Below are 23,739 nucleotides of genomic sequence, written 5' to 3' on the forward strand. Positions count from 1 at the left end.
TGGGCGACTTGAAAGCAAAAAGGCCGCCTTGAAAGGCGGCCTGATCATTTGCTGAGGGAGTTTAGCTGGCCTTTTTCAGCGCAGGTTTGGCGCTGGCTGAGGCGTCGCCCGTGCCCTTGGCATTGGCTGTCCCTTCACCGAGGGCCGTCAGCTTCTGGTCAGTGGCGATCTCTTCCTGCAGGGTGGCATCGAGCAAGGTGACGGCTTCCTTCATGCCGAGCTGCTTGGCCCAGGATTTCAATGTGCCGTAGCGAGCGATCTCGTAGTGCTCGACGGCCTGAGCCGAAGAGATGAGGCCGGCATCGAGCGCCGCTGTGCCCTTGTATTCTTCCATGATCTCTTCGCCTTCAGCGAGGATGCCCTGGATGGCTTCGCAGGTCTTGCCGCGGGCCGGCTTGCCGAGGAGTTCGAAGATCTGTTCGAGACGTTCGATCTGGCCTTGGGTCTCGTCACGGTGCTGCAGGAAGCCGGCTTTGCCTTCTTCCGACTGAGCGGCACGCGCCATCTTTGGCAGAGCCTTCAGGATCTGTTTTTCCGCAAAATAGATATCCTTGAGGGTGTCAAGAAAGAGGTCGTTCAATGTCTTTTCGGTAGCCATTTGAGTATCCTTAGGTTGAAAATCTATGCGAATGCTAGATGTTGCGGCCGTAAGGGACGCGATCTGGATCAGAGTGCAGCGTTGCGGTAACGGCCGCGTTCCTCTTCGACTTCGTTAGCTTTGTAAGGATCGAGCGTATCGTCAAACCTGGTCCAGCCGTGCTCTTTATAGGACGCGCGGCGCTCAGCCGGATCAACCCAGTTCGAGCGCTCCAGGATTACCTCGGCTTCGGGAGCGAGTGCTTCGTCCACCTTTGCGGTTACCAGCGAACCGCCGCGGCGAACACCTTCGGCGTAGACATGCGCATCCTCTTCAGACACGCCCGAGTTTGTCATGGCGCCGATGATACCGCCCGTCGCACCTCCGGCAACCGCACCCGCGACAGCGCCCGCGGCGGTTGCCGCCAGCCAACCGGCCGCCACAACGGGGCCTACACCGGGAATGGCCATCAGGCCGAGACCTGTCAGCAGACCGCCCGCACCGCCGACGGCTGCGCCGATACCAGCGCCCGTGCCGGCACTTTCTGCCGCGTTCGACGTGTCCGCATGGCGGTTGTCGACATTGTTGGAAACAATGCTGATATCCTTGGATGGCACGCCGGCGGATTCCAGCGCGCTGACAGCGGCACTAGCGTCGGAATAGTCATCGAAAAGTCCTGTTACAGTTTTCATGATCAAAATTTCCTATTGAATGTGTTGAATTATTTGGCAACGACGTTGCCCTGGTAGTCGAGCGCGACATTGACGGATTTTCCGTCCTTCATGCCGGCAGCCATCCAGATGCCCTTGTCGTCCTTCCTCAGGTTCTTGACGTCGGAGAAGCCTGCCTTCTCAATGCGGGATTTTGCCTGATCCTGAGTGAAGCTATTGGCGCCCTCGACGGGTGCGGTCGCATTCCTGGACTCGGGCGTTGTTACGGCCGGGGTGTCACCGCTCGAGTTAGCGGCCGGTGTCGTCTGGGCATGCGCTGATAGAGCGGACGCGCTTATGAGCGCCGCGGCAAGAATTATGTTTTTCACTGAAGCTTCCTCTCGTATCGGACCTGTATTCACAGACCCGTTAGCATCTAACCTCTGCCGAGCAGTTTCGTTCCGAAATAAGCCGGAAATTGTGATTGCCGTCGGGACTAGAGCCTGCAGCATCGTCTGCGCTAAGGGCTGCCCGCCCGCCTCACGGAGGGGGTCAGCTCTTATCGCTCTACCACGATCAGGATTGCAGGCTTGCCGCTAGATTTGATGGCAGCACCACACTGACCGGGAGAATACGATCCAGAGCATGCCACCACCAACGCGCTACTTAACGATGTGGATCTTAGCATCTCCCCTTCGATCCAGAACATTCGTTGCCACGTCGTTTCCGTACCGATGCATTCGAAAATCGGCTGAAGATGAGCCGATCTGAACATTCCGCAGGACAATCTCATCCAAGAATCGTGGCATGGTCGCTTTACGGAAGCGGATTTCATTCTCACTGTGGGCCTGCTCGAGACCAAGACACGCCCCCAGAATTCCGAAGGTGGCTGAAGCGGCCCATGCCTGCGGAGAGCAGGCAACCGGATATAGCGTCGGACCTCGACCTGGTTTCCGGATAAAGCCACAAAATAACTCAGGCAGACGCCGCATCTCCTGCCCTTTGGCAGCGTCAAAAAGACCTTCGAACACGCGCGCTGCCTCCTCCTTAAGGTCGTATTGCGCAAAGCCGATTGCGATCGCGGCATTGTCATGCGGCCATATAGACCCGTTATGGTATGACATAGGATTATATCGAGCTTCACCCTGAGCAAGCGTCCGGATCCCCCAACCGCTAAATCCATCCCTGCTCAAAAGTGTTGCCGCCACTCGCTTGGCATGATCGAGCGAAGCGATCCCGGAAAACAGTGCATGTCCGGCGTTAGAGCTTCGCACGCGACAGGGCCGCTTCATCCCGTCAAGTGCCATAACGTAAGTCCCAAGATCCTCGTCCCAGAAGTCAGCTTCAAAACGGAGACGCAGTTTTTCAGCTGCTTCTTTTAGTTCGGTTGCCATACCGTGGTGCCCGAGCCGTGCAGCCATCTGAGCTGCAAACCGCTTGGCTGCGAATACATAGCCCTGAACCTCGCACAAAGCGATTGATCCAACTGCGTCGGTACCATCTTCGTGGAAGATTGAGTCGTGGGAGTCCTTCCAGCCTTGATTCTTGAGGCTACCGTTGCTTTCGGCTTGATATTCAACATAACCGTCGCCGTCACCGTCGCCATAGTCGTCCATCCAACGCAACGCAGCGCAGACGTTGGGCCACAACTCGATTACGGTCTCCAAATCGCCCGTGGCATCCAGATACATCCCCGCCAGCATTACAAAAAGAGGCGTTGAATCGACACTTCCGTAGTAGCGGCCGAATGGAACCTCGCCAAGATTGGCCATCTCGCCACGGCGCATCTCGTGAAGGATCTTGCCCGGCTGCGCATCCGATGAGGGGTCGACTTCACTGGCCTGCATCGAAGCTAGGGTGCGCAGGACGCCCCGCGCAATTGAGGGGTCCATCCACAGCATGAACATTGCGGTGAGAATTCCGTCGCGTCCAAAAATCGTGCTGAACCATTGAACCCCCGCATATGGATAGGAGCCGAATGGGGTTGAGGTGATTAGCATATAGACGTCAGAGATTGCACGACATGCGACCTCGTTGAAGAGCTCGCTTGAACTGTCCACGGTCGCAATATCTCGTGTTTGGGTGCGCCTGGCGCGACGGCTTGCACGGTAGGCTCGGAAGAAATCCAGCACAAGCGCCTGTTCCCCTTCATTGCAGGCAACCGTCAAAAATATTGAAGTCTTCTCGCCCGGTCCTAGTGCGAGCTCAAAAGTTGCCCGGTTTGACTCAAGGAATTTCGGAACCGGTGCGAAGGCAATCGAGGTTTGCCGTTCCACGTCATCAAGGCCCATATACAGAAACTCAACTCTGTCAGGCGCACTTATGCGGGACGTCTCGCGTCCCCGCTTCTCCCGGTTTATGCCGCGGACTTCGAACAAGTCGCGGAAGTCAGCACCGAATCGATAATCAATCGTCAACTTGCGATCGAAGGTCGTGAAGTTCCGTATGCTGAGCCGCTCGTAAAACACGCCTTTGAACAGGAATTTTGTGCGTTGCAGGAATATCGTTTCTCGGGGAAGCGTCCCCAAATCATCTTGGATCTCGGGGTTTGTAAGATCAACGGAGAGCGCCGCCTTGTCATCATGACTGGACGAATTGAGCAGCAAAAGCTTACGCCCCTGAAAGCGAAGCTCTAATTTCGAGAGGAATCTCGTATCCCTACAGAATAGGCCTTCTGCGGTATTTGTGCTGCCAATATCTCCGTGGCTATTCAAGACGGCAAAGCTATCCCCATCCTTCAGGTTTTGAAGCGACTCACCGACCAGAGAGGTTTCCACTACGAGATCGTACCGAGCGGTGTCGGGCTCCTCCGCTACATTCTTCGATGCTTCACTATCCATCGTCATGAGACGGACCGGTAAATAGAAGCCAAGCTAGCCCCAGCGGAAGGATTTGTCGCGGCAGTCAGTGGCCCTACGGGTGTCGAAAGACCATATTCCGGTGGACGGTGATTTGGAAACATTCTGGGCGACGGTTTCGACAGGCGTTCGTATTCGGCGACGTAGTTCGATGCCATCTTGGTAGATGTGAACCGCTGTTCAAACCGCTGCCGCACCGCCGTGCGGTCAAGAGTTATGGACATATGAACTGCTGTGACAGCTTCTTCAATCGTTTCGACGATAAACCCAGTCACACCCTCATCCATAACCTCTGGAACTGATCCTCGCCGCCAAGCGATGGTCGGCGTGCCTTCTCTCATTGCCTCGATCATGACCAAGCCGAATGGCTCAGGCCAATCAATTGGGAAAAGAAGGGCAATGGCGTTTCCGAGGAAATCACGTTTCTCATGATCGCCGATCTCGCCGATGAACTCGATCAGCGGGTGGTCGAGCTGCGGACGAATGACGTGATCGAAGTAGTCTTGGTCTGTTGGATCGACCTTTGCAGCAATCTTCAGCGGAATTCCGGTTCGCTTTGCAATGTCGATTGCGCGGTCCGGCCGTTTCTCAGGCGCTACTCGGCCTAGAAAGGCGAGATAATCGCGCTTTTGTTTATTTTTTGGCGCAGGTCCTTGTGGAAGTCCATGCTGAATGGTGGCCAGCCAGTTCGCGTTTGGCAGCGGCAAACGCTGATCATTCGAGATGGAGACCAGCGGCATCTCCGGAAAAGCACGGTAGACCGGATGAAAATCCGGCAGATCAAGCCTCCCGTGTAACGTCGTCAAACACCGTGTCGAAGAATCTCGAAAGCTAGGAAACTGAAGTAGGTCAACATGGAAGTGGATGACGTCGAATGACGAAGCCCGGCGGCGAACCTCTTCCAGCATCACGAGGAGACTTGCGGTGTGATCACGTATGCCCGCCAGGCGCAAGCCCTGGGGCACGGCCCGTACGAGTTCAGCAGAGGTTTCTGAGTCTGCGGTGGCAAACAAGGTAACATCGTGACCTTGCTCGACAAGTTCTTCCGTGAGCCAGGAGACGACGCGCTCGGTGCCGCCATAGAGTTTGGGCGGAACTGATTCCGCCAGTGGTGCGACTTGCGCTATACGCATTGGATTGTTCTCTGTTGTGCTAAGCACCAGTCCAGCAAGATATTTCGTAGGACCGCCAGCATCCGCTCACGAGGGCGTTGCTAATGCACAAGAACAGCGTAAGCAGTATATGGAGCGACAAGCGGGTTTGACTAGGCTTTTGCGCTGCATTACCTGCCATTGCAGCCTAATTTTCGCGTTTCTGGCCACCGTAAACATCCTTTACTCTCAATCCGTAGTCATAAGGCGTGAGAGTGAAGATACCGAGAACTTAGCCTGTTCAATCATTGACGCGCCGGCGGTCGAAGAAGGCGCAGTGGTCGCAGTTGGATCATGAGTAGCCGAAGCAGAAACGCTGCCGCCGGAATGATCAAAGTCATGCCCCCCAGAAGACGAAATCAACCGTCAGCTAAGGCAGCGTCCAGAGGCTGACGAAAGGGGCAGCTGTGCCAGTTACCTCGTGTATGCCGTTGCCAGCATACGGATTGCGATAATCTCGTGACGATCTGTAGCCAAGCTTTTCCTGAAAGTCCTGCGGGCCGGTTTCAGCTGCTTCATGTTAATTGTTGCTTACGCGCTTTCTGGAGGGCTGCCGTCCGATAGAAGTGTTCTGCGTGCTGATAAAGATTCTCCGCCTCGATTCTGTCTCCCGCCTGGGCAGTTTCCCGCGCCAGAGCGAGGTATTGCTCATATCGCTTGGTCAGGCTCTGCCAGTTAGGAGTTTCGGTTGCGGTCAGGCGAGCCTTTGCAGGCCTGATGGTCGATGGGCGGCAATTTTGGCGTGATGAATTCAAAAGAACACTTCAAGCCTCACAAGGCTTGCCTCTTAAACGGAATTATTTCTGAGAATGATTGAGTGCCACGAATGTCGGCGAACGCGCCAATGACATAGCCGCATCGGCGCGGCGTCATGAGCTGAAGGGACTAAGCTCTCATTGCGGCTTAATGTTGTGCCCGCCCAACGATAATAAACTCGCACGGCAGATGATTATCTGTTGCGCTTAACTCATTCGCGACGAGTTTAAGAAAATGACTGCAGCCCTGGAGTGCCCCCGTCAGAGCGCTGTCGGAATGCCCGACATAAAGTGCATCGGGCGCAGATTCAAAGCCTCGCCCCTTTAATTCACCTGATCGGCGTGGATGCCTTCCAGAGTTTCAGATACGGTTCTCGACCCCAGACGCGCAGCTTGCCGAGTTCGGTCTGCCGACCGGAAGGTCTCGTGTGAGGCGGCCAAAACAGAGGGTCAGAATCAATGCGACGCCATCGCCTTGTCCAGTTCTTCTTCAGACACCGGCCATGCCTCGGTCAGGCCATCCGAGGTCAGGAACAGCGTCATCGTTCGGTGATAGGCTTCCCACACCACATCGAGAGGTTCCTCGTCGATTTGGAGCTCGAACGTCCCTGGCGGATGTGGTGCGGCCATCCGAGGCAGTTGAAACGGTCGATCGATGGTAACCGTTTTTATAGTGGTCGTCATGGTTGAGATCCGTTTCTTGAGATGGAACTGTCTAGTGAAGCCGTGATCCGCATCGCGCCTTCATGGTTTGCAAGGCGCTCGGTTTTTGGAGCTATTTCCAGCCCGATGCGCTGTGACATCACGAAGTCCTGCAAGGTCATCGCAGTCGCCGCTGTCAAAGTGAAAATGCGATCCGTCCTGTAAGGGCGAACCAATCCTTCACAATCCGCGCCTATCGGCCCGCGTTTCTGAGAAGATCTGTCTCTCTGGCGATTGGTCCGAGAAGCTTCCGTAATCTGTTCTCCTCGACCCGATCAAGTCGAAACCGTCTTGCGAAGTCGCTGACCAGAACCATTTTCGCTGTGCCGGGTGAGCTGGTTCCTGGAATGGTTGGCTGGCGCATGATCATATCCTTTAAGAAGACAGTCTGCTCAACCGAAATCCTGTAAGCTTAAGGAGATGGAACTCGATTGCGCTTTCAAGTAAGCCACTTGTGGCCACTTTTAGAATTCTCGGTCGTAACGCATCGAACGAGGTCAGGTAGTCGCTCTCGCTGGCGTGCCTGTGCGCTTTCCCACAGGCGAGTACGTCGGTCGCGAGATAGAATTTGACCTCGAACATCCCGTCGTACCCGCTAAATCGAACACAGCGGTTCTTGTCATTGAAACTTCGAGCTTCATTCGGAAACCTGATACCCATCAACGCCCACCTTCATCCCGCCACCGGTCAAGGGCATCTTCTTTCGAAAAACGGCCGAACCGGGCGCCGACCGTTGAAGACCGGCTGCGCCGAGTGAGCGCGTCCAATAGGTTGGCTTTGGTCCTGACCCCACTGCGAAATTCGGAGGTGAGAAAGATCAGTGCGTCGCGCTTCATATCGGAACTCGCATCGGTTTCGACGCCACGAAGACCGGCGGTCCTCAAGACGTCCCGGATCAGCTTGAAGCCGTCGTTGTCGATCTGCGCTGCTGCTGGTGGATTGGAAGACTTGCTGTCCTCCTTTAGTTGGGGCAAGGATCTGCGCCCTTGGCGACAGCGCCCTGAAGACAAGCCGTCGCTGCACTATAAGTCGTGCTAATAAATTCGATTACAAGGCTGGGTCGTGGTAATTGATCGCCCTCGAAACCGCGAATGAGAAGGAGGCCCGGTTGCTCGGCGCAATTCACATCATAGTCGGCAGTTACTCGTACGCAATTCAGATGCTTAGTTTGTTGATTGCCACTGAGAACTGGCTCTGACGCACATTTGCTGACGTTCCGCTCCTACGATGCGCCGATCAGTCTTGCTTGCAGCAAATCGAGCTTTGCTCTTCCGTACATCTGGCGCTTGATGAGCTTTAAGCGTGTGATCTGACCTTCCGTTTGCCCATTTGACCACGGTGATATGATTGCATTCCTGACAGCGTCGAGGTCTTTTTCGACGCCGCCCGCAAACGATCCGACCAAGCTGTTCTTAGCGGCTTCCAACCACTCGTCGAGCTTCCGCGCTGTCTTCGAGCGGATCATGGACTGGAAGTCACCGATGGCCGTACGGGCGACCACAAGCTCCGGGACGTTCACTTCAATTGCAGCTACCAAGATGGCTTCTGCCTTTGCAAGGTCATCACGCGCAGTGGTCATCAGCCGGGCGATTACCCGTGCCGATGGCGTCCTGGCGAGCCCGCTCTGATTGGCCTTTTCCGCAAGACGTCGGCGTTATGCCCATTGCGAGACGACGCCACTCTGCCCCGAAAAACCCTTCGTCTTCATCTCACGCCAGAGTGCCGAAGCATTCCGTGCCCCTTCCTCCCAGCGGCTGTTGAGCCAGGGCAGCCAGCTATCCAGAGAGCTGGGTCGAGTTCGGAATACGTCGAGACGCTGCCCCCTTAAAACGTCGCGAACGAGCTTACGGCTATGGCCGGTTTGCTGCACGATCTGTCGAATGGATGTTCCCTTCTTCGACAGCCCCCGGACCGCCTCGTTCGTTTCCTGGCGGCGTAGGTATCCCTCAGACTGCAGCTTCTCAGCGTATGTCAGAAGCTTGGGATCAACGACATTGCTGCCGACCGCCTGCCTGATCTGCCGCATCGATTTGCCGACAGCGTCCAGGAAGGCCCGACTGGAATTCTCCATCAGGTGCCACCGATCGGCGACCTGCGCAGCATCGGGCAAGGCCTTTGCGATGGCCTCACCATAGCCACCGCCGCGATCACGGGCGACTATCGATATCGACGGATGCTCGGCAAGCCATGTTCGAGATGTATCCAGCGCACGATCCGGCAACAGGGTAACGGGTCTGCGCCGTTCAAGGTCACAAACAATCGTGCCGTAGGTTTGCCCACGCCTAAAGGCAAAGTCGTCGATGCCTATAACGTTGAGGTCTTCGTTCCGATCACCAATACGGCCGCGAACCACCCGCAATAACGTGTCGTTGCTCACTGGCACCATCAAGCGATTGGCAAATGCTGCGGCAGGTCTACCGCCAAGCGCCAGGCCGAGATGGTGAACAATCGTCTCCAGCCTCTGGGTGCGTCGACCATAGCGAGCCAGCACGTTGTTACCGAATTGTTCGCAGAAGATACGCCGGCCGCATAGTACGGCATCGCACCAGAACCGACGCGTCACGACCGTCAGCTCCACCCGCCGGCCACTGAGAGGTAAGTCAGCAGGTCTCTTGCAGCAGCTGTTTTCTGACATTTTTTGGCCGGCAATGGCGCAGTACCGAGGGGTGTGCGGAACGCGCAAATGGTCCCTCAGCCCGAAGAGATCCGCGCGTTCGCTCTCGACGTACTACATGGCGTCCGCGGGAGCCCTTCCCAACGACGGGAAGCTGGCGCGGATACACCCCCGCTGACCGCGCCAGCATCTCATCTGACGCCGGTCGGATACCGCCCCTTTTCCAGTTGCGCTGTCGGCTTGTACATCGGACCAGGGTGCATGGTTCGGAGACGGCAACTACGCAACTTTCAGCCGGGAGCGGGCTTCTGGCGAAACATGATCAATTCATCACGCGGAGGATTGGGCGGATCTCCAGGTCAGCTGTTGCGGTCTGCCGCTGTCTGACGACCTATCGATACTTTCAGTGAAACTGATCGAATGCGGCTTGGAAAATGCTTTTGCTCACACCGTCGGCTTCATTCTTTTGGATGAGGGCCGTCGGTTTGTCATGGATCCGGCACATTAGGCCTAAAGGCGTAATGATCGGCAAGGGATTGGGCACAAAGTCCCACTCTGGAACTTGTTGGATAGCTTCTCCATTGGTTGGGCGACGAACACCTCGGTCAAAAAGGAGAAAGCAGATGAACAAGAAGCGAGCCGTAGTTTTTGCCACCGCAATGTTCGTGGCAGGTGGTGCATTGGCGCAGCAGTCCACGGTGAACGGGGCTGCAGGCGGCGCGGTGACGGGAGCAATTGTCGGCGGTCCGGTTGGTGCAGCTGTTGGCGGGGTTGTCGGTGCAATCGCGGGAACCGCTATTGACCCACCGCCGGAACGTGTTGTGACTTATGTTCGTGAGGCTCCCATGCCCACCGATACCGTCGTCGTGCAGGAAAAGGTGGTCGTCGGTGAACCGCTTCCGTCGACCGTCGTCGTCCAGCAGGTTCCGGACAATCCCAACTATTCCTACGCCATCGTGAACAAGCAGCGCGTCATCGTCGAGCCTTCAAGCCGCAAGGTGATCCAGGTGATTAACTAACCGGTCGGTTTGGCCAAGATGGTGTGGTGGATAGTATCTGCCACACCAATTTTCTTATGGGAGGTGGAAGATGAAGTCGCTTGTTGCAGGCATCCTTGTCATTATGGGTGGAATGGTGTTGGTGCTCATAGGTCTTAACGATCCCGTTAACCAGCCACGCGTCGGCTTCATCCCCGAGGCTCCCGTGAGCGGATCGAGCCTGTCTTCCGAATTAATCCGCTGATATTCTATATAAGTCTCCCAATACGCGGATCTTGGAACTTGGAACGGGCCGGTGAAGTCAGCTCTAGATTTCGTGAACTCACTCAGTCTCGCCAAGCAGTTTTTTCTGGCAGGTGGTATAGTTACCGCAATTGCCACGATCATCATCGGACTTCATGTTACAGAGCAAATCGCACAGACGGTTACGCGGAATGCTGCCGCTACCACAGCCTTATATGTTGACAGCATTATCGCGCCAGTTCTGCCGGACCTGACCCGCGAGACGAAGCTCGATGAGTCCATAGAGCGGACGCTCGACGAAACCCTGGGCCAGGGCGCTCTCGGAAAGCGGCTGGTCTCGTTTCGCCTATGGCGCAAGGACGGCCTGATCCTGTATTCGAATAACAAGAAGCTTATGGGCCGTGTCGTACCTCCTGGCGAAAATCGAAAGCGGGCCTTCAATGGCGAACTTGTGGCGAAATTTGACGAGGTCGATGATCCTGAAAGTGATGCAGAACGAGCGGTTGGTGAGCCTCTGCTTGAGATTTACAATCCGATCCTACAGCCCTGGTCGGGCCAGGTTGTTGCCGTCACAGAGTTTTACGAAAGGGCGGGAGAGCTCGAGCGCAGCCTGACACGGGCGCGTTTTAGAAGCTGGGTCGTGACCATCACTGTGACGGCCGGTTTTTTCCTGATCCTCTCGGCAATCGTCCTGCGCGGAAGCCGAACCATAGAACGTCAGCTTCATGAAAACCTCGATCTTACCCTCCGTGTCAAGAAAGGTTCTCAGCGAGCGGTCGCCCTCAATGAAAAATTTCTCAGGAGGGTGGGCGCGGACCTGCACGATGGGCCAGCACAGCTAATGGCCTACGCTGCTCTGCGCATGGATAGCGAACAGATCCTCAGCGACGACAGCAATAGAGCCACCCGCGAGGAAGAGGTTGCGACAATCAAAGCTAGCCTGGACGAGGCTATACGCGATATCCGCGTCATCTGCCGTGGCTTGATCTTACCCCACATCGAGACCTTGTCAGTCAGCGAAGCGGCCCGCCGAGCAGTCGAGCACTACCAATCACGTACAGGCGCATCGGTCGATACTGCGATCGAGCCGTTGAATGAGGAGATACCAGCGGCGGTGAAAATCTGTGTCTACAGGTTCATTCAGGAGGGACTCAACAACGGCTGGCGGCATGCCGAGGGCAAGGGGCAACGGGTTGAATTAAGGCTTCCTGGCGACGAGATTACAGTCGTCGTGCAAGATGCCGGCCAAGGTTTTAAAGCAGAAAACGCGTCATTTCTCGGTCTAGGCCTGTCAGGGTTGCGTGAACGCGTTGAAAGCCTTGGCGGGAAATTCGAGATAAATTCGTCTTTTGCCGGAACTACTCTAACTATGTTCCTCAATATCCAGGATCCGATGGTGTCATGACCGAGAAAATCCGCCTTGTGCTTGTCGACGATCACCCGATGTTTCGCGCGGGGGTCTACAAGAGTTTGGGAGATCTAGGCTTCGAAATCGTCGGAGAGGGAGGCTCGGCGAGCGATGCCGTGTCATTAGCCACGACGCACTGTCCTGAGGCTGTTTTGCTCGATATATCGATGCCGGGAAATGGGCTCTCCGCGGTTCAAACTATCCTTGCCAACGCTCCTGCTACGAAAGTGATAGTATTGACTGCATCAGAAGACGGGGACGACGTGCGTGCCGCGATGCAGTCGGGAGCTTGTGGCTATGTTCTTAAAGGTATCGGGTCTCGCGATCTGGCAAGCGTGGTTCGGACAGTTGTACTTGGCGGAAGTTACGTCCCCCCCAACCTGAGCGCAAGACTGATTTCAGAACGCAAGCCGCATCCAGCAGCTATGCAAGAGCATGATGGGCTTAGTGCGCGCGAGCGTGAGGTCATGGATCTGATCGCGGTGGGTATGAGTAACAAGTTGGTTGCGAGAAAGCTTGGCCTTCACGAGAAAACGGTCAAGCACCACGCAACTCGCATCTTCGCAAAGCTAAGCGTCTCAAATCGAACCGAGGCCGCCCTGCGCTGGCGTAGGTAGATCCCTTTTCTCATTTGAGCAGAGATTGAATCCGTGCCCGGTCGTCAGATGTTGCAGGGCGGTCTACGATTGTGCGCCCCCGCCGATCAGTCATCGAGAAGCGCCGATTGGTAAGGCGTTCCAGGATCCCGTTCGCATAGCGAATTTCAACGATCCCGCCTCTGACAGAAACTGAGTAGCCCCCCGGCAGCTGATTGGCTTCGGTGACACCCGCAGAATTATTAAAACTGCCCTTGCTATTATTATCTCCTGCGGGATTGCTTCTTCCGAAGCCTTGGTCGCCGTTTCCACCGCCGTTTCCACCGCCGTTTCCACCGCCGTTTCCACCGCCGTTTCCACCGCCGTTTCCACCGCCGTTTCCACCGCCGTTTCCACCGCCACCCCTTGCAAGTACCGGGCTAGCGGTCGCAACAGTCTCCAGCGCGATGAGGCTAGCTGGTCGCGCAAAAAAAGCCAATGCAGCTATGAGCGATCTGCGTGAAATCATCGGTCACTCCATCTCAGACTACTTCGCGCGCCCTTTTTAAAACTGTTGGCGTGGCTCTGGTCCCTGTTAGAGGGAAGTTGTCAGCGCTCCCATAGGCTGTTGCTCCCGTGCCTCGACAGAGCAGTGCCTTGAGGATCAGTGTATGGTCACCGTCGCGTCCTCATACTCTGATGGGATCGCTTGAATGGTGAACTCGCAGGCAAGTTCCACGGCCTTAACCATCGAGCAGCCCTCGGCGTCGTGAGGCACACGCTCGAAGAATTCTAAGATTTCGGTGAGCTTCTGGGCTGAGGTAGCCCATCGTCTCTGTGCTTGAGGATCGAGCATGCAGAAGCTGCGATTAACCTCATTTTTGAGCCCCGCGAAAAGTAACTGTCTTTGCTGATAAGAGAGACAGGTAAGGGCAGTCCGCTTTGCATTTTCCAGCTGCACTTCCGTTTTTCCCCTGTAGACCATCTGCATCTTAGCAAAGGTATCGGTGTTCGATAACCGACCAACGTCTGAGCTAGGGTAGCTGATGTGCCCATACCGCCCACATAGATAATTGGTCTTCGAATATGTTGCACTATCGACGTTATACGAAATGAGACCACCTGTCGGGCGGCGAAAGGGGCGCCTTGAGGCGCCCCTCTGCTGAGTTCAGATGCCGCCTCGGCGGTAGCGAAGCCTTTCCTGTTCGACCTGTTCAGCATCATAGGGATCGAGCGTTTCGTCGAACCTTGTCCAGCCTTGCTGTTCATACGAAACGCGACGTTCTGCAGGATCGACCCAGTTGGAGCGTTTAAGGATAGCTTCAGCTTCCGGCGCCAGAGCGTCCTCCACCTTGGCAGTCACAAGTGTGCCACCGCGACGGACGCCTTCTGCATAGAAATGCGCATCGCGTTCCGAGACGCCGGAGCTCGTCAGCCCACCGATAATACCGCCGGCGGCCCCACCAGCAACTGCGCCGACTGCAGCACCGGCCGCCGTTGCGGCAAGCCACCCTGCTGCGACAACCGGGCCAACGCCTGGGATTGCCATCAGGCCGAGACCGGTGAGCAGGCCACCCGTGCCACCAACGACCGCGCCGATCCCGGCGCCGGTTCCTGCTCCTTCTGCGGCGCTGGAGTCGCCGTGCCGCCGATCCGCGTTGTTTGAAACAATGCTGATATCGCTGGACCGCACGCCCGCGGTTTCCAGCTCGCCAACCGCGGCGCTGGCATCGGCATAATCGTCAAAAAGTCCAGTAACAGTTCTCATCGATAGTCTCCCTTCGCTACTTGGCGACGACATTGCCCTGATAGTCGAGTGCGATTGAAACGCTCTTGCCGTCTTTCATGCCAGCGGCATTCCAGATGCCCTTGTCATCCTTTTTAAGATCCTTGACGCCGGTGTAGCCGGCCTCTTCGATCCGTTCCTTGGCTTGATTTTCTGTAAAGCTGTTGGCGCCTTCTACAGGGGCTGTCGGGTTCTTGGTGTCGGGCGTAGCGACAGCAGGTGTGTTCCCCTCGCTATTGGCTGCAGGCGCGGTCTGCGAGAATGCTGACAAAGCTGAAACGGAGACAAAGGCGGCGGTCAGAATAAGTCTACGCATGGTTTCCTCCTAGCTCGGATCTTCGTCGATGAGATCCGCAGCGTTAAAATCCCTTGATGGTACGATCGTTCCAGCGTCGGACTTAAGGCCGAAGCTGTGGGAGAAGCCGCGGCCGCGAAGCAGCCAGGTGCCTTTCACGGTGCGCCTCACGTTACCGGTCTGCGCCCATACGCCAGACTTGTGGCTTCTCACGGTTGCGGTAGCACAACGTTACTGTCTGTGGTGCTCTTTACCGGCTTTTCGCCTGGCACATGGGACATGCTGCGTGTCCTGCTCTGAAGTTCATCACCCTTCACACGAGTCTTTGTCTGCGACTTACTAAAGGTGCCCTTATCCATCGCTTGCGCTCTGGATTGCGCGCGCAACTGTTTCGGGTTTTCGTTCACCTTCGTCTGGCTTTTCGACTTGCCGTCCACGGCGGCAGCACTAGAGCCTGAACCGATCGAGGCTGTCGTACCCCCGTCTGTCTGGCAAGCACCCGCTGTGCCAACTGTGCTGGCTGAGGTTCCGCCTGCGGCGGCGCTGCCAGCAGAACCCACAGTGCCCGCGGCACTACAATCTTGTGCGAGTACCGGCGTGGAGAACACCGAGGCGAGCAGAGCGATAACTCCCATTGTGATCATTTTAGGCATAATGATTTCTCCTCTATTTCGTAGGTTTCGTGACGTCGCAGGTCCCGTCGGAGCGGCGGGTGATGATGGTCCCGTCAGGACGGGTGACGCTCGCTGTCGAAAAAGACTGCGTACCAGCCGGGCCGGTCGTAATCGACGAACCCGCGCTTGAGGATGTTGAGCCATTGCCTGACTGTACTGTTGTCGTAGTGCCGCCGATCGTCGTCGAAGACGACACGCCACCGCCGCTAGCGGTAACTGACGTCGATGACCCATTTCTCGCCGAGCTGCCGCTGTCAGTAACGCTACACGTAGTACCGTCGGTGAGCTTGATGGTTTCGTTGGCCAAAGCCGCACCGGCTATCAGGATCGCGAAAATCAGCGGCAGGGCGAAAGCGCTCTTATGTAAGAATGATGCCGAGGTCATACCGGGTCCTCCTGAAGAAAGGACGGAAGCGCTATGGCTTCCGCCCATTGACGATTAGCAGGAACTGCCGTCCTTCTTGGCTTGGCCAGGAGGGCAACCTTTTTTGCCTTTGCCATGATCGTCGCCGGATGCCCCCGCCGAACTCCCGCCGGTACCGACCGAGCTTGAGGACTGGCCGCCGCCAGCCGAGGCGCCTCCTGTTCCGAGTGTGGACGCCGAACCAGAACCACTACCTGATCCCGCAGCCGAACCACCGGTTCCGACAGAACTGCTGGACTGCCCGTCACCGGCGGACGTGCCACCGGTACCAAGCGTCGAGGCGGAGCCCGAACCGCTGCCGGAGCCTGCGGCCGAACCGCCGGTGCCCACGGAACTGCTGGACGTGCCGCCGCCGGCAGAGGTGCCACCGGTACCAAGCGTCGATGCGGATCCGGAGCCGCAATCGGTGCCAGTCGCACAATTCGTACCGCCGGCAGAGCTGCCACCGGTGCCAACGGAGCTGCTGGATGTTCCGCCACCCGCTGATGTGCCCCCGGTACCGACCGTGCTGCTGGTTTGGGCATAAGCCGACAGGGCTGTACCTGTGAGAAGTGCTGCGGCTAACGCCGCACGTACTGCGATATTCATGCTCATCTCCTTGGTTTTCCTCCAGCTTCTGACGCACATTGCGTTCTCGAAGCTGGTTGAGAAACAGGAGATAGACACTGTTGTTCCTACTTTGGGCCGTCAGTCGGACTGAAGGTGAGACCTTAGGCCCAGCTGTACTGATCAATGTCCGAACGAGATCATGCTCCTGAAAATGGAAGCAATTGGGAGCTCGCCGGTGCCGTAATCGCAAGCATCCAATCAACGAATTTTGCCACTGGAAGATTCCGGCACCACTAGTCCTCTGGACGCCCAGGAAGCTTTGCAACTGTGTCAGCGCGACGGAGACTATCTGGATGCCTCTTTTATCGGGTGGTTGGTCAGCTTAGGTATTTTAGAGGGTTTAGGAGACGAGGATTCGCTGTCCTTTGAAAGTCGTCGGCCTATGATTGGCCTGATCCTAGAGATTTGGGTATTTGATTAAGCGAGAGCGATCGGCTGGATGCTAGTGCTAAAGCGAGATTTGAGCCCGGAAGACGGGAGACGAGTGACGGACTATATTCGGAGCTTTAGCCACTTGTTCCCCCAGGAAAATATGACGGATGGGAGAAGCCACCGCGAGGTCGTCAACGAACCCGATCTCAGTTTGCACTCGCATCGCAAGTTCGCGGAGGTTCGTGGGATGCTGATATCGGTACTCTGCAGTCAGCGATCCACACACTTGGTAATTGTTCGCCGGCGAGGTTTGTATCTTGGCGGAGATACAGGCATGTGAAACATCCGCTTCACATGCCCTAGATTGCGTACTGGTTAGCAGCGGTCGACATATCGGCGTCCGTATTGGTCGCGGTAGTAGCACCGGCCAGGCTGCTCTGCGACCCTGCCGATCAATGCGCCCGAGACACCGCCAATTGCGGCGCCGACGGCTGCGCCGCGGACGTTGCCGGTGGCGACGCCGCCGATGACAGCACCGGTTGCCGCTCCAACCCCCGCCCCTTGTTCGGTTGCCGTGCAGGCGGCGAGAGATGCCGTCATAAGGCTGATGATTACGATGCGTTTCATGGATATCCTCCCTGTTGAATCCACCACGCCTGTTCCAATCCTCGATTGGGAGGCAGTGCCGATGCCCTTGGAAATATGTTGCGGCACCGCTCAAAGACCATTCCCGCTGGACCTTTGGCCCGAAAGCTCAACCTAACGGGCGGCACGGAGTTGCAAATGTCCCGCGGATGAATCGAAGCAATTCCGAAGCGGCCTTTTTCGGCAAAATGGGAGAAAAGCTAGACTTTTCGACATAGCGACCGAGCTTGTCGAAACCTATCCTTCGCCTTCCTACCGGTACCTCGTAGATCGCTCCTGTAGCATAGCAGCGTGACGGTGGGACTGAAGTCCTAGTCTGGAACGAGCCGAGAGCACTTCACGTTCGAGGGAAAGGAAGTTGGGACCAGGAGGAACGTCATGCAGAACGACCTATGGGAAGTCACTTATGAGATCAGCCTCGATTGTGGCGACCACTTCAAACGCGTTGGCAATAGCCGTGAAGCTTTGGAAGTCTTGATGACCTGCTGGCCCCGACCCGCCGGAAAGAATTTCAAGGTCGCAAAAAAAGCTTGCCTCGGTGCGCTTAAGGGCAACGTCAGCTCTGTGGTCGCGGCCCAAGCTTTTCTGAGTGCGGCGAAAGAAGTTGGGCTGCTGAGACCTTGAGCGACCATGCCAGAAACATGATGAAGCACTGATGCAGGGCCAGCCGATATCGGACTTTTGGCCTAGGAACAAACCAGTCTCTCTCGACATTTTGGATAGCGAATTCCGAAGGTTGATGTCCTATGCGCGAACTACTAACAGGTCTCGTTCTAGCTTCTTGTCTCCTGCCGATTGCAGCGGCTGGGATGCGGGTGTCATCCTACTTGGCGGCACCTTTTGCGCCGCATCGATTTGCTGATATTTATGGCGAGCCACTGTGGTCGCCCGAGGTTCGGAGGGTTGATTCCAGCTTGCAGGCTTACGAGAGGCTTCCCGCTGTGTTGCCCGAGAATACACTCGTGGCCGAAGCGAAGTCCGAGCAGCGCGTGAATGTGCCGCTAATCCCCACGAACAAACCCGATGTGACCGGGGCCCAGGTTGCTTTCCTGTCCGAAACGCTATCTGCCAAGGCGCAGGAGTGGTGTGGCGCTCGGTACCGCTCATATAATGCTGCCGACAACACGTACCAGCCATATGGGGGCGGGCCGCGGCGCGCCTGTGCCGCTCCGATCGAAGCGGCCTCCGTCCCCGTTCAGCAGGTTGCCGACGGCGGTGCGAGCGAGCCAGACGTCAACGAGCGGTGGTGCATGGAGCGATACACCTCATATCGGATAGAGGACAATACGTACCAGCCTTTTTCGGGTGGCAGGAAGGTGTGCTCCAGGCCGATATCGGAGTCGGCAAATAACTCGATCAGGAGTGCTGCGGACACTACCGTTGCCCAGTTCTAAAGTCTCCCGGCTCGCTGGTACCGGGGATATAGGACCTCGGGGAATCACGACGCGAGATAGCCCTCAACCGGGGATTCGTCAAATGCACACCAAAACGCTCGTGCAATAGCCGTACGGGAAGCCGATGGCGAGCAGGCAGGCGATGGATTCCGTTCGAAGTATTTGAGTGAGATGCCCGCAGCGAAGTTCAAAGACGAAGTTCAACTTTGATGACTGGTTCTTCCTGCATGATGATAACCACATGAATAGCCCCGAGTTTCGTAGACACCCTCGGGTTAGATTTTCTGCTGCTTCTCGAACTCGATGGGCGACAGCATTCCGTATCTGACGTGCTTGCGTTTCGGGTTGTAGAACATCTCGATGTAGTCGAACACATCCTGACGAGCTTCATCGCGTGAGCGGTAGACCTTGCGACGTATCCGCTCTCGCTTCAGAAGATTGAAGAAGCTCTCGGCCACCGCATTGTCATGGCAGTTGCCACGTCGGCTCATCGAGTGAACAAGATTGTGGTGCCTGAGGAACGATGCCCAGTCCATGCTGGTGAACTGCGAACCCTGATCCGAATGAACCAGCACCTTGTCCTTCGGCTTTCGCCTCCACACCGCCATGAGCAGAGCCTGTAATACGACGTCCGTGGTCTGTCGGCTCTGCATCGCCCAACCGATGACCCGGCGGGAATAGAGGTCGATGACAACCGCAAGGTAAGCGAAGCCCTCGCAGGTTCGGATGTAGGTGATATCCGTCACCCAGGCCTTGTCGGGAGCCGCTACGTCAAATTGCCGGTCGAGCGTGTTCTCGATAGCGACGGCAGGCCTGCCGCCATAGATGCCGGGACGGCGTTTGTAGCCGATCTGCGCCTTGATCCCGGCGAGACGCGTCAGACGCGCGACCCGGTTCGGGCAGCACACCTCTCCCTGATCGAGAAGATCATCGTGCAGCTTGCGATAACCGTAGACCTTGCCGCTTTCTTCCCATGCCTTCAGGAGCAGATCGGTCTGTCGCTTGTCCTCGCTGGCTCGCATGCTCAGCGGGTTCTTCAGCCAGGTGTAAAATCCGCTGGGATGAACCCGCAGAAGACGGCACATCGTCCGCACGGAAAACTGCAAGCGATGCAGGGCGATGAACGCGTACTTCACTTTGCATCCCTGGCGAAATACGCGGCCGCTTTTTTTAAGATGTCTCGCTCCTCGGTGACGCGGGCCAATTCCTTCTTCAGCCGCCTGATCTCCTCGGCCTCGTCGTTGCCCTTGGCGTTCGACGCGGCAAACCTCTTCTTCCATTCGTAAAGCGAATGCTGGCTGACGCCGAGGCGCTGCGAAACCTCCGCAACCGGATAGCCTCGCTCCGTGATCTGACGCACGGCGTCGCGCTTAAAATCTTCGCTGAAATTCGATTTGCTCTTGATGCTCTTCTTGCCTCAAAATTAGGAAAGAAGGCGTCTACAAATCTAGGGGCTATTCACAGCGAGTAGCTAGGCCGAGTTCATCTAAGGGTGATCGCTTTCCGTCATTTTCTTGCCTAACAACGGGGTCGGGAGTTCGATGCCGCTCAAGAGCTAAAAACTTTGGCGAGTAACTTAGATTACGGTCGCACGGAGTGGATTGATAATGTCGATCCCCTGAAAATCTCCCTCATTATCGGTGACAACGATGCAGCTATTGGATTGCGCAATAGCAGCCACGATTGTGTCCAAGGCACTCCGTGGGCGGCCCGTCGCCTTGCCGTGTGCCATTAGCTCGCCCCAGATCAGAGCTGCCTTTTCGTCGAACGGAAGGATGCGACCAGCAAAGAGCGATTGCGGCCCTTCATTGCCAACAAACCAAGCTTCGAGAGCAGCTCGCTTCTTTCCCGCCGGCTTTTCAAGTATTCCTCGGTGTATCTCGGCGATAGTAAGCGAAGCGATGCACAAATCATCGTCGGCCTGCTCGGCCATCCATGTCATCAATGACGTCGAAGGCTCTGGTTTGGTGATATTGCTAAGGATGTTTGTGTCGAGCAAGTAGCGCATCATAGATCTATCGCGCGACCTACCTCGCGTGAACGGGCTGTGTCGAGATCGGCTCCGACCATCGGCGATCGGCGGAGAGCCGCGAGAATACCACCCTTTTTAGGCGGCTCTCCGGCAAGCGTTTCGCTGACAACGGCACGCAGATTGGCTGCTTCCGGGCCATCTTCTGCCAATCTACGCGCGAGTGATCTAATTAAACCGCGATCACTATCGCGCCCAAGTACCTCGAAACGGGCGAGGCCGCGGTCCCCCAAGCGGCTTCTGTAGTTCTGAATTGCACGTGTCTGAGAGCTGGCCATCGGATCCTCCGGATATTTCCAGTAATATAGCCAGATACGACGGTGTCTGCAAGTCGCCTGCAGAAAGGATGGTTGGGCTCGGCTTGCGAGCCACATAATCACAATCGTGGGCCACTGGTTCTGATCCCATCAAGATACCATTTGTCGCAGAACTGACCTTGCGAGCGTCGCTGGAGCTGATGAGCGAATTTGAGACCGAACTTCGCAGCCCATTCACAGACGGTCTGGAACGAGACGTCTGTGCCGCGTTCGGCCAACAAATCTTCAACATCGCGAAGGCTGAGCGGAGACCGGGAATATAGCCACACCGCATGCACGATGATTTCGGCGGGGAAGCGATGGCGATGATAGTGAGGCTCTTGCATCATGCCCACCAAATAGCAACTCCATCAGCAGAATCCGTTGAGGCGCCGCCGCCCGTTGATCACCCCGGCACGCCCTTCGGCCGGGCCGAGGACACGCTGGCGCTGGTATCGAGCGTCGATCATCAGCACCTGCAACTCAATCTCGATCTCTACCATGTGCAGATCGACGAGGGGAATTTGATCGAGACCTGCCGCGCCTGCCTGCCGTGGATCGGCGAGGTGCAGGTGGCGGACGTGCCGGGGCGGTGCGAGCCGGGGCGGTGCGAGCCGGGGACGGGAGAGATCAATTATTCCATGATCGTGCAGAAATTTCACGACATGGGATATCGCGGGCCCGTCGGTCTGGAAGCCTATGCCAAAGGCGATGCCGAAAAAGCGCTTGGGGCATTTCGGACAGCTTTCACTTTGAACACAGCATGAATGCTGCCTGATACGGATGTCGTTGCTAAATCCGCTTGCCCTGCTGGTCGAACAAGTGAAACCGCTCGCGGTCGGCGATCAGATCTAGCGTTTCTCCGATTGCGATTATCGACCTGCCTGACACGCGAAAGACGATCGCGCTGCCGTCCTCAGCCACGCCATGGACGTAGCTTTCTGCTCCGACGAGTTCTACTGCGACGACCTCCACCCTGGTGCTGAATCCGGTAGGCGAGGATCCATTGGCAATAACGAGGTCTTCGGGCCGTATCCCGATAGTGGCAGCGTTACTGGGCAGCCCGGAACGATCTCCTCCTGTCCATGCTGAGCCATTGCCAAGCTTCATCAGGTTCATCGACGGAGAACCTATGAAGGTTGCGACAAAGGTGGTGGCCGGCTTTTCGTAAAGCTCGATCGGTGTGCCGACCTGCTCGATCCGTCCGGCATTCAGCACCACCAGCCGGTCGGCCAGCGTCATGGCCTCCATCTGGTCGTGGGTGACATAGATTGAGGTGGTGGCGAGCGACCGTTGCAGACGGCGGATCTCCACCCGCATCTGCACGCGCAGTTTGGCGTCGAGGTTTGAGAGCGGCTCGTCGAACAGAAAGGCCGATGGTTTGCGCACAATGGCGCGGCCCATGGCGACGCGCTGGCGCTGGCCGCCGGAAAGCTGGCGGGGTTTCCGTTCGAGAAACTGTTCGATTTCCAGGGCGCGGGCGGCTTCCGTGATACGCCGGTCGATCTCGTCCTTCGGCGTGTTGCGGTTCTTCAGTCCATAGGCGAGATTCTGGCGAACGGTCATATGCGGGTAAAGCGCATAATTCTGGAAAACCATGGCGATATCGCGCTCGGATGGTTCGAGATTGTTAACCCGCCGACCGGCTATCGTCACGTCGCCTGAGGTGATGCTTTCCAGCCCTGCGACCATGCGCAGAAGCGTCGATTTTCCGCAGCCGGATGGGCCAACCAGAACGATCATCTCGCCATCCTTGATATCGAGCGATACGCCCTTGATCGCCTCGATATTGATGCCATAGGTCTTGCGGACGTCGTTCAGTTCAATCGTTGCCATTACTTTTCGGTCTCCACCAACCCCTTGACGAACCATCGCTGCATCAGCACAACGACGATGACGGGAGGAATGATTGCCAGGATCGCCGTCACCATCACGTAGTTCCACGGTGTCGAAGCATCTGCGAAATCCACCATGCGGCGCAGGCCGATGATGATCGTGTTCATGTCTGCCCTGTCAGTAACAAGCAGCGGCCAGAGATATTGCGTCCATCCGTAGATGAACAGGATTACGAACAGCGCCGCGATATTGGTCATCGACAGCGGCAGCAGGATATCCTTCATGAAGCGGAATGGTCCGGCATTGTCGATGCGCGCGGCCTCCAGCATCTCGCCCGGAATGGTCAGGAAGAACTGCCGGAACAGGAAGGTCGCCGTCGCGGATGCCATCAACGGCAGGGTGAGGCCCGCATAGGTGTTCAAGAGCCCGAGATCGACGATCACCTTGTAGGTCGGCAGGATGCGCACTTCCACCGGCAGCATCAGCGTGATGAAGATCATCCAGAAGAAGCCCATGCGGAAGGGAAAGCGGAAAAACACGATTGCAAAGGCCGACAGGAAGGAAATGACGATTTTGCCGATGGCAATGGCGACAGCGACAACAAAACTGTTGAACAGCAGCCTTTCGAGACTGACGCCAACGACACGTTCGACGCCGCCAGAAATGGATTCCGAATAGTTTTCCATCATATGCCCGCCGGGCAGAAGGGAGAGCGGCGGGCGGATGATGGCGCCGGAGGGCGCCGTCGAGGCGATGAAGGTGTAATAGATCGGGAAGGCGACGATGATGATGCCAAGGATCAGCATCAGATGCGCCATCAGGCTCGCAATCGGTCTGTTTTCGATCAT

The 23,739-nt window shown here is 56.6% G+C and carries 28 protein-coding genes and 3 pseudogenes; 7 read left to right on the plus strand and 24 right to left on the minus strand.

Annotated elements, in window-relative coordinates:
* Positions 1-61: 61 nt before the first annotated feature.
* From GGE33_RS23850 to GGE33_RS23895, 10 genes and pseudogenes are all read right to left on the minus strand, one after another.
* Entirely contained in the window at positions 62-598 is a 537-nt protein-coding gene (locus GGE33_RS23850; RefSeq protein WP_183828934.1) for a YciE/YciF ferroxidase family protein, read from the minus strand.
* A gap of 68 nt (positions 599-666) precedes the next feature.
* Positions 667-1,269 (minus strand): general stress protein, encoded by a 603-nt coding sequence (locus tag GGE33_RS23855; RefSeq protein ID WP_183828937.1) that lies wholly within the window; start codon positions 1,267-1,269, stop codon positions 667-669.
* A gap of 29 nt (positions 1,270-1,298) precedes the next feature.
* Positions 1,299-1,616 carry a PepSY domain-containing protein gene (locus GGE33_RS23860; RefSeq protein ID WP_183828940.1) on the minus strand — a complete coding sequence of 106 codons (318 nt, stop codon included), beginning with the start codon at positions 1,614-1,616 and terminating at the stop codon, positions 1,299-1,301.
* Between the two features lie 273 nt (positions 1,617-1,889).
* On the minus strand, positions 1,890-4,073 hold the full coding sequence (locus GGE33_RS23865; RefSeq protein ID WP_183828943.1) for an amylo-alpha-1,6-glucosidase: 2,184 nt from the start codon (positions 4,071-4,073) through the stop codon (positions 1,890-1,892).
* On the minus strand, positions 4,070-5,218 hold the full coding sequence (locus GGE33_RS23870; RefSeq protein WP_183828946.1) for a glycosyltransferase family 4 protein: 1,149 nt from the start codon (positions 5,216-5,218) through the stop codon (positions 4,070-4,072). Before GGE33_RS23870 ends, GGE33_RS23865 begins: the two co-directional genes overlap by 4 nt.
* A 533-nt stretch (positions 5,219-5,751) precedes the next feature.
* Entirely contained in the window at positions 5,752-5,991 is a 240-nt protein-coding gene (locus GGE33_RS28040; protein ID WP_183828949.1) for a DUF4167 domain-containing protein, read from the minus strand.
* Between the two features lie 456 nt (positions 5,992-6,447).
* A complete protein-coding gene (locus GGE33_RS23880; RefSeq protein WP_183828952.1) occupies positions 6,448-6,675 on the minus strand; it encodes a hypothetical protein in 228 nt (75 codons plus the stop codon).
* 393 nt (positions 6,676-7,068) lie between these two features.
* Positions 7,069-7,353 carry a DUF1488 family protein gene (locus GGE33_RS23885; RefSeq protein ID WP_183828955.1) on the minus strand — a complete coding sequence of 95 codons (285 nt, stop codon included), beginning with the start codon at positions 7,351-7,353 and terminating at the stop codon, positions 7,069-7,071.
* Positions 7,353-7,667, minus strand: coding sequence for a hypothetical protein (locus GGE33_RS23890; RefSeq protein WP_183828960.1), 315 nt, complete (start codon positions 7,665-7,667; stop codon positions 7,353-7,355). The genes GGE33_RS23885 and GGE33_RS23890 overlap by 1 nt, the downstream gene beginning before the upstream one ends.
* A 248-nt stretch (positions 7,668-7,915) precedes the next feature.
* Positions 7,916-9,376 (minus strand): annotated as a pseudogene (locus GGE33_RS23895) (ISL3 family transposase).
* Positions 9,377-9,930: 554 nt separating this feature from the next.
* On the opposite strand from GGE33_RS23895, the gene GGE33_RS23900 reads away from it, so the two are divergent.
* The 4 genes from GGE33_RS23900 (at position 9,931) to GGE33_RS23915 (ending at position 12,573) form a co-directional block, all read left to right on the plus strand.
* Positions 9,931-10,326 (plus strand): DUF1236 domain-containing protein, encoded by a 396-nt coding sequence (locus GGE33_RS23900; RefSeq protein WP_183828964.1) that lies wholly within the window; start codon positions 9,931-9,933, stop codon positions 10,324-10,326.
* Positions 10,327-10,396: 70 nt separating this feature from the next.
* A complete protein-coding gene (locus tag GGE33_RS23905; RefSeq protein ID WP_183828967.1) occupies positions 10,397-10,549 on the plus strand; it encodes a hypothetical protein in 153 nt (50 codons plus the stop codon).
* A gap of 51 nt (positions 10,550-10,600) precedes the next feature.
* Entirely contained in the window at positions 10,601-11,953 is a 1,353-nt protein-coding gene (locus tag GGE33_RS23910) for a sensor histidine kinase (RefSeq protein WP_343062644.1), read from the plus strand.
* Positions 11,950-12,573: a response regulator gene (locus GGE33_RS23915; RefSeq protein WP_183828970.1), complete on the plus strand. Its 624-nt coding sequence runs from the start codon at positions 11,950-11,952 to the stop codon at positions 12,571-12,573. Before GGE33_RS23910 ends, GGE33_RS23915 begins: the two co-directional genes overlap by 4 nt.
* 10 nt (positions 12,574-12,583) lie before the next feature.
* Here the strand turns inward: GGE33_RS23915 and GGE33_RS23920 are convergent, their stop codons facing one another.
* The 8 genes from GGE33_RS23920 to GGE33_RS23945 all read right to left on the minus strand — a co-directional run bounded on the left by GGE33_RS23920 (position 12,584) and on the right by GGE33_RS23945 (position 17,318).
* On the minus strand, positions 12,584-13,060 hold the full coding sequence (locus tag GGE33_RS23920; RefSeq protein ID WP_183828973.1) for a hypothetical protein: 477 nt from the start codon (positions 13,058-13,060) through the stop codon (positions 12,584-12,586).
* A gap of 135 nt (positions 13,061-13,195) precedes the next feature.
* On the minus strand, positions 13,196-13,522 hold the full coding sequence (locus GGE33_RS23925) for a hypothetical protein (RefSeq protein ID WP_183828976.1): 327 nt from the start codon (positions 13,520-13,522) through the stop codon (positions 13,196-13,198).
* A 177-nt stretch (positions 13,523-13,699) separates the two neighbouring features.
* On the minus strand, positions 13,700-14,299 hold the full coding sequence (locus GGE33_RS23930) for a general stress protein (RefSeq protein ID WP_183828981.1): 600 nt from the start codon (positions 14,297-14,299) through the stop codon (positions 13,700-13,702).
* A gap of 16 nt (positions 14,300-14,315) precedes the next feature.
* Positions 14,316-14,633, minus strand: coding sequence for a PepSY domain-containing protein (locus GGE33_RS23935; protein ID WP_183828984.1), 318 nt, complete (start codon positions 14,631-14,633; stop codon positions 14,316-14,318).
* Positions 14,634-14,821: 188 nt separating this feature from the next.
* Positions 14,822-15,265: a hypothetical protein gene (locus tag GGE33_RS27600; RefSeq protein WP_394353689.1), complete on the minus strand. Its 444-nt coding sequence runs from the start codon at positions 15,263-15,265 to the stop codon at positions 14,822-14,824.
* A gap of 13 nt (positions 15,266-15,278) precedes the next feature.
* Positions 15,279-15,671 (minus strand): hypothetical protein, encoded by a 393-nt coding sequence (locus GGE33_RS27605; protein WP_246436436.1) that lies wholly within the window; start codon positions 15,669-15,671, stop codon positions 15,279-15,281.
* Positions 15,672-15,725: 54 nt separating this feature from the next.
* Complete coding sequence (locus tag GGE33_RS23940) at positions 15,726-16,298, minus strand: hypothetical protein (RefSeq protein ID WP_183828986.1); 573 nt, start codon at positions 16,296-16,298, stop codon at positions 15,726-15,728.
* A gap of 768 nt (positions 16,299-17,066) precedes the next feature.
* Positions 17,067-17,318 (minus strand): glycine zipper domain-containing protein, encoded by a 252-nt coding sequence (locus tag GGE33_RS23945; RefSeq protein WP_183828989.1) that lies wholly within the window; start codon positions 17,316-17,318, stop codon positions 17,067-17,069.
* 396 nt (positions 17,319-17,714) lie between these two features.
* Here GGE33_RS23945 and GGE33_RS23950 point away from each other — a divergent pair, with 396 nt between their 5' ends.
* On the plus strand, positions 17,715-17,960 hold the full coding sequence (locus GGE33_RS23950) for a DUF982 domain-containing protein (protein ID WP_183828992.1): 246 nt from the start codon (positions 17,715-17,717) through the stop codon (positions 17,958-17,960).
* A gap of 185 nt (positions 17,961-18,145) precedes the next feature.
* A complete protein-coding gene (locus GGE33_RS28045; protein WP_425486666.1) occupies positions 18,146-18,730 on the plus strand; it encodes a BA14K family protein in 585 nt (194 codons plus the stop codon).
* A 275-nt stretch (positions 18,731-19,005) separates the two neighbouring features.
* Here GGE33_RS28045 and GGE33_RS23960 read toward each other — a convergent pair.
* The 4 genes and pseudogenes from GGE33_RS23960 to GGE33_RS23970 form a co-directional block, all read right to left on the minus strand.
* A protein-coding gene (locus GGE33_RS23960) for an IS3 family transposase (protein WP_394353691.1) occupies positions 19,006-20,135 on the minus strand; the annotation gives its coding sequence in 2 pieces (ribosomal slippage) (positions 19,006-19,907 and positions 19,907-20,135; 1,131 coding nt in all).
* A 171-nt stretch (positions 20,136-20,306) separates the two neighbouring features.
* Entirely contained in the window at positions 20,307-20,738 is a 432-nt protein-coding gene (locus GGE33_RS23965) for a type II toxin-antitoxin system VapC family toxin (protein WP_183829144.1), read from the minus strand.
* Positions 20,738-21,037: a hypothetical protein gene (locus tag GGE33_RS27610; RefSeq protein ID WP_246436437.1), complete on the minus strand. Its 300-nt coding sequence runs from the start codon at positions 21,035-21,037 to the stop codon at positions 20,738-20,740. The genes GGE33_RS23965 and GGE33_RS27610 overlap by 1 nt, the downstream gene beginning before the upstream one ends.
* Before the next feature lie 128 nt (positions 21,038-21,165).
* Positions 21,166-21,405: pseudogene (locus GGE33_RS23970) on the minus strand (IS6 family transposase); the annotation flags it as partial.
* 48 nt (positions 21,406-21,453) lie between these two features.
* Between GGE33_RS23970 and GGE33_RS23975 the strand changes: the two are divergent.
* A pseudogene (locus GGE33_RS23975) lies at positions 21,454-21,822 on the plus strand (TIM barrel protein); the annotation flags it as partial.
* A gap of 25 nt (positions 21,823-21,847) precedes the next feature.
* On the opposite strand, the gene GGE33_RS23980 reads toward GGE33_RS23975, so the two are convergent.
* The gene (locus GGE33_RS23980; RefSeq protein ID WP_183829000.1) at positions 21,848-22,891 is read right to left on the minus strand and encodes a sn-glycerol-3-phosphate import ATP-binding protein UgpC; all 1,044 of its coding nucleotides are present in this window, start codon (positions 22,889-22,891) and stop codon (positions 21,848-21,850) included.
* Entirely contained in the window at positions 22,891-23,739 is an 849-nt protein-coding gene (gene ugpE, locus GGE33_RS23985) for a sn-glycerol-3-phosphate ABC transporter permease UgpE (protein ID WP_183829002.1), read from the minus strand. Before ugpE ends, GGE33_RS23980 begins: the two co-directional genes overlap by 1 nt.

It is taken from the genome of Aliirhizobium cellulosilyticum, from assembly GCF_014198105.1.
Classification (GTDB): domain Bacteria; phylum Pseudomonadota; class Alphaproteobacteria; order Rhizobiales; family Rhizobiaceae; genus Neorhizobium; species Neorhizobium cellulosilyticum.

Excerpts from the sequence above, each read along its gene's own strand:
- GGE33_RS23935 (WP_183828984.1), bottom strand. The coding sequence starts at position 14,633 with ATGCGTAGACTTATTCTGACCGCCGCCTTTGTCTCCGTTTCAGCTTTG.
- GGE33_RS23940 (WP_183828986.1), bottom strand. The coding sequence starts at position 16,298 with ATGAATATCGCAGTACGTGCGGCGTTAGCCGCAGCACTTCTCACAGGT.
- GGE33_RS23900 (WP_183828964.1), top strand. The coding sequence starts at position 9,931 with ATGAACAAGAAGCGAGCCGTAGTTTTTGCCACCGCAATGTTCGTGGCA.
- GGE33_RS23905 (WP_183828967.1), top strand. The coding sequence starts at position 10,397 with ATGAAGTCGCTTGTTGCAGGCATCCTTGTCATTATGGGTGGAATGGTG.
- GGE33_RS27605 (WP_246436436.1), bottom strand. The coding sequence starts at position 15,671 with ATGACCTCGGCATCATTCTTACATAAGAGCGCTTTCGCCCTGCCGCTG.
- GGE33_RS23945 (WP_183828989.1), bottom strand. The coding sequence starts at position 17,318 with ATGAAACGCATCGTAATCATCAGCCTTATGACGGCATCTCTCGCCGCC.
- GGE33_RS23980 (WP_183829000.1), bottom strand. The coding sequence starts at position 22,891 with ATGGCAACGATTGAACTGAACGACGTCCGCAAGACCTATGGCATCAAT.
- GGE33_RS23930 (WP_183828981.1), bottom strand. The coding sequence starts at position 14,299 with ATGAGAACTGTTACTGGACTTTTTGACGATTATGCCGATGCCAGCGCC.
- GGE33_RS23870 (WP_183828946.1), bottom strand. The coding sequence starts at position 5,218 with ATGCGTATAGCGCAAGTCGCACCACTGGCGGAATCAGTTCCGCCCAAA.
- GGE33_RS27610 (WP_246436437.1), bottom strand. The coding sequence starts at position 21,037 with ATGGCCAGCTCTCAGACACGTGCAATTCAGAACTACAGAAGCCGCTTG.
- GGE33_RS23925 (WP_183828976.1), bottom strand. The coding sequence starts at position 13,522 with ATGCAGATGGTCTACAGGGGAAAAACGGAAGTGCAGCTGGAAAATGCA.
- GGE33_RS23865 (WP_183828943.1), bottom strand. The coding sequence starts at position 4,073 with ATGACGATGGATAGTGAAGCATCGAAGAATGTAGCGGAGGAGCCCGAC.
- GGE33_RS23855 (WP_183828937.1), bottom strand. The coding sequence starts at position 1,269 with ATGAAAACTGTAACAGGACTTTTCGATGACTATTCCGACGCTAGTGCC.
- GGE33_RS23950 (WP_183828992.1), top strand. The coding sequence starts at position 17,715 with ATGCAGAACGACCTATGGGAAGTCACTTATGAGATCAGCCTCGATTGT.
- GGE33_RS23920 (WP_183828973.1), bottom strand. The coding sequence starts at position 13,060 with ATGATTTCACGCAGATCGCTCATAGCTGCATTGGCTTTTTTTGCGCGA.
- GGE33_RS23965 (WP_183829144.1), bottom strand. The coding sequence starts at position 20,738 with ATGCGCTACTTGCTCGACACAAACATCCTTAGCAATATCACCAAACCA.
- GGE33_RS28045 (WP_425486666.1), top strand. The coding sequence starts at position 18,146 with ATGCGGGTGTCATCCTACTTGGCGGCACCTTTTGCGCCGCATCGATTT.
- GGE33_RS23915 (WP_183828970.1), top strand. The coding sequence starts at position 11,950 with ATGACCGAGAAAATCCGCCTTGTGCTTGTCGACGATCACCCGATGTTT.
- GGE33_RS23850 (WP_183828934.1), bottom strand. The coding sequence starts at position 598 with ATGGCTACCGAAAAGACATTGAACGACCTCTTTCTTGACACCCTCAAG.
- GGE33_RS23885 (WP_183828955.1), bottom strand. The coding sequence starts at position 7,353 with ATGGGTATCAGGTTTCCGAATGAAGCTCGAAGTTTCAATGACAAGAAC.
- ugpE (WP_183829002.1), bottom strand. The coding sequence starts at position 23,739 with ATGATCGAAAACAGACCGATTGCGAGCCTGATGGCGCATCTGATGCTG.
- GGE33_RS23880 (WP_183828952.1), bottom strand. The coding sequence starts at position 6,675 with ATGACGACCACTATAAAAACGGTTACCATCGATCGACCGTTTCAACTG.
- GGE33_RS27600 (WP_394353689.1), bottom strand. The coding sequence starts at position 15,265 with ATGCCTAAAATGATCACAATGGGAGTTATCGCTCTGCTCGCCTCGGTG.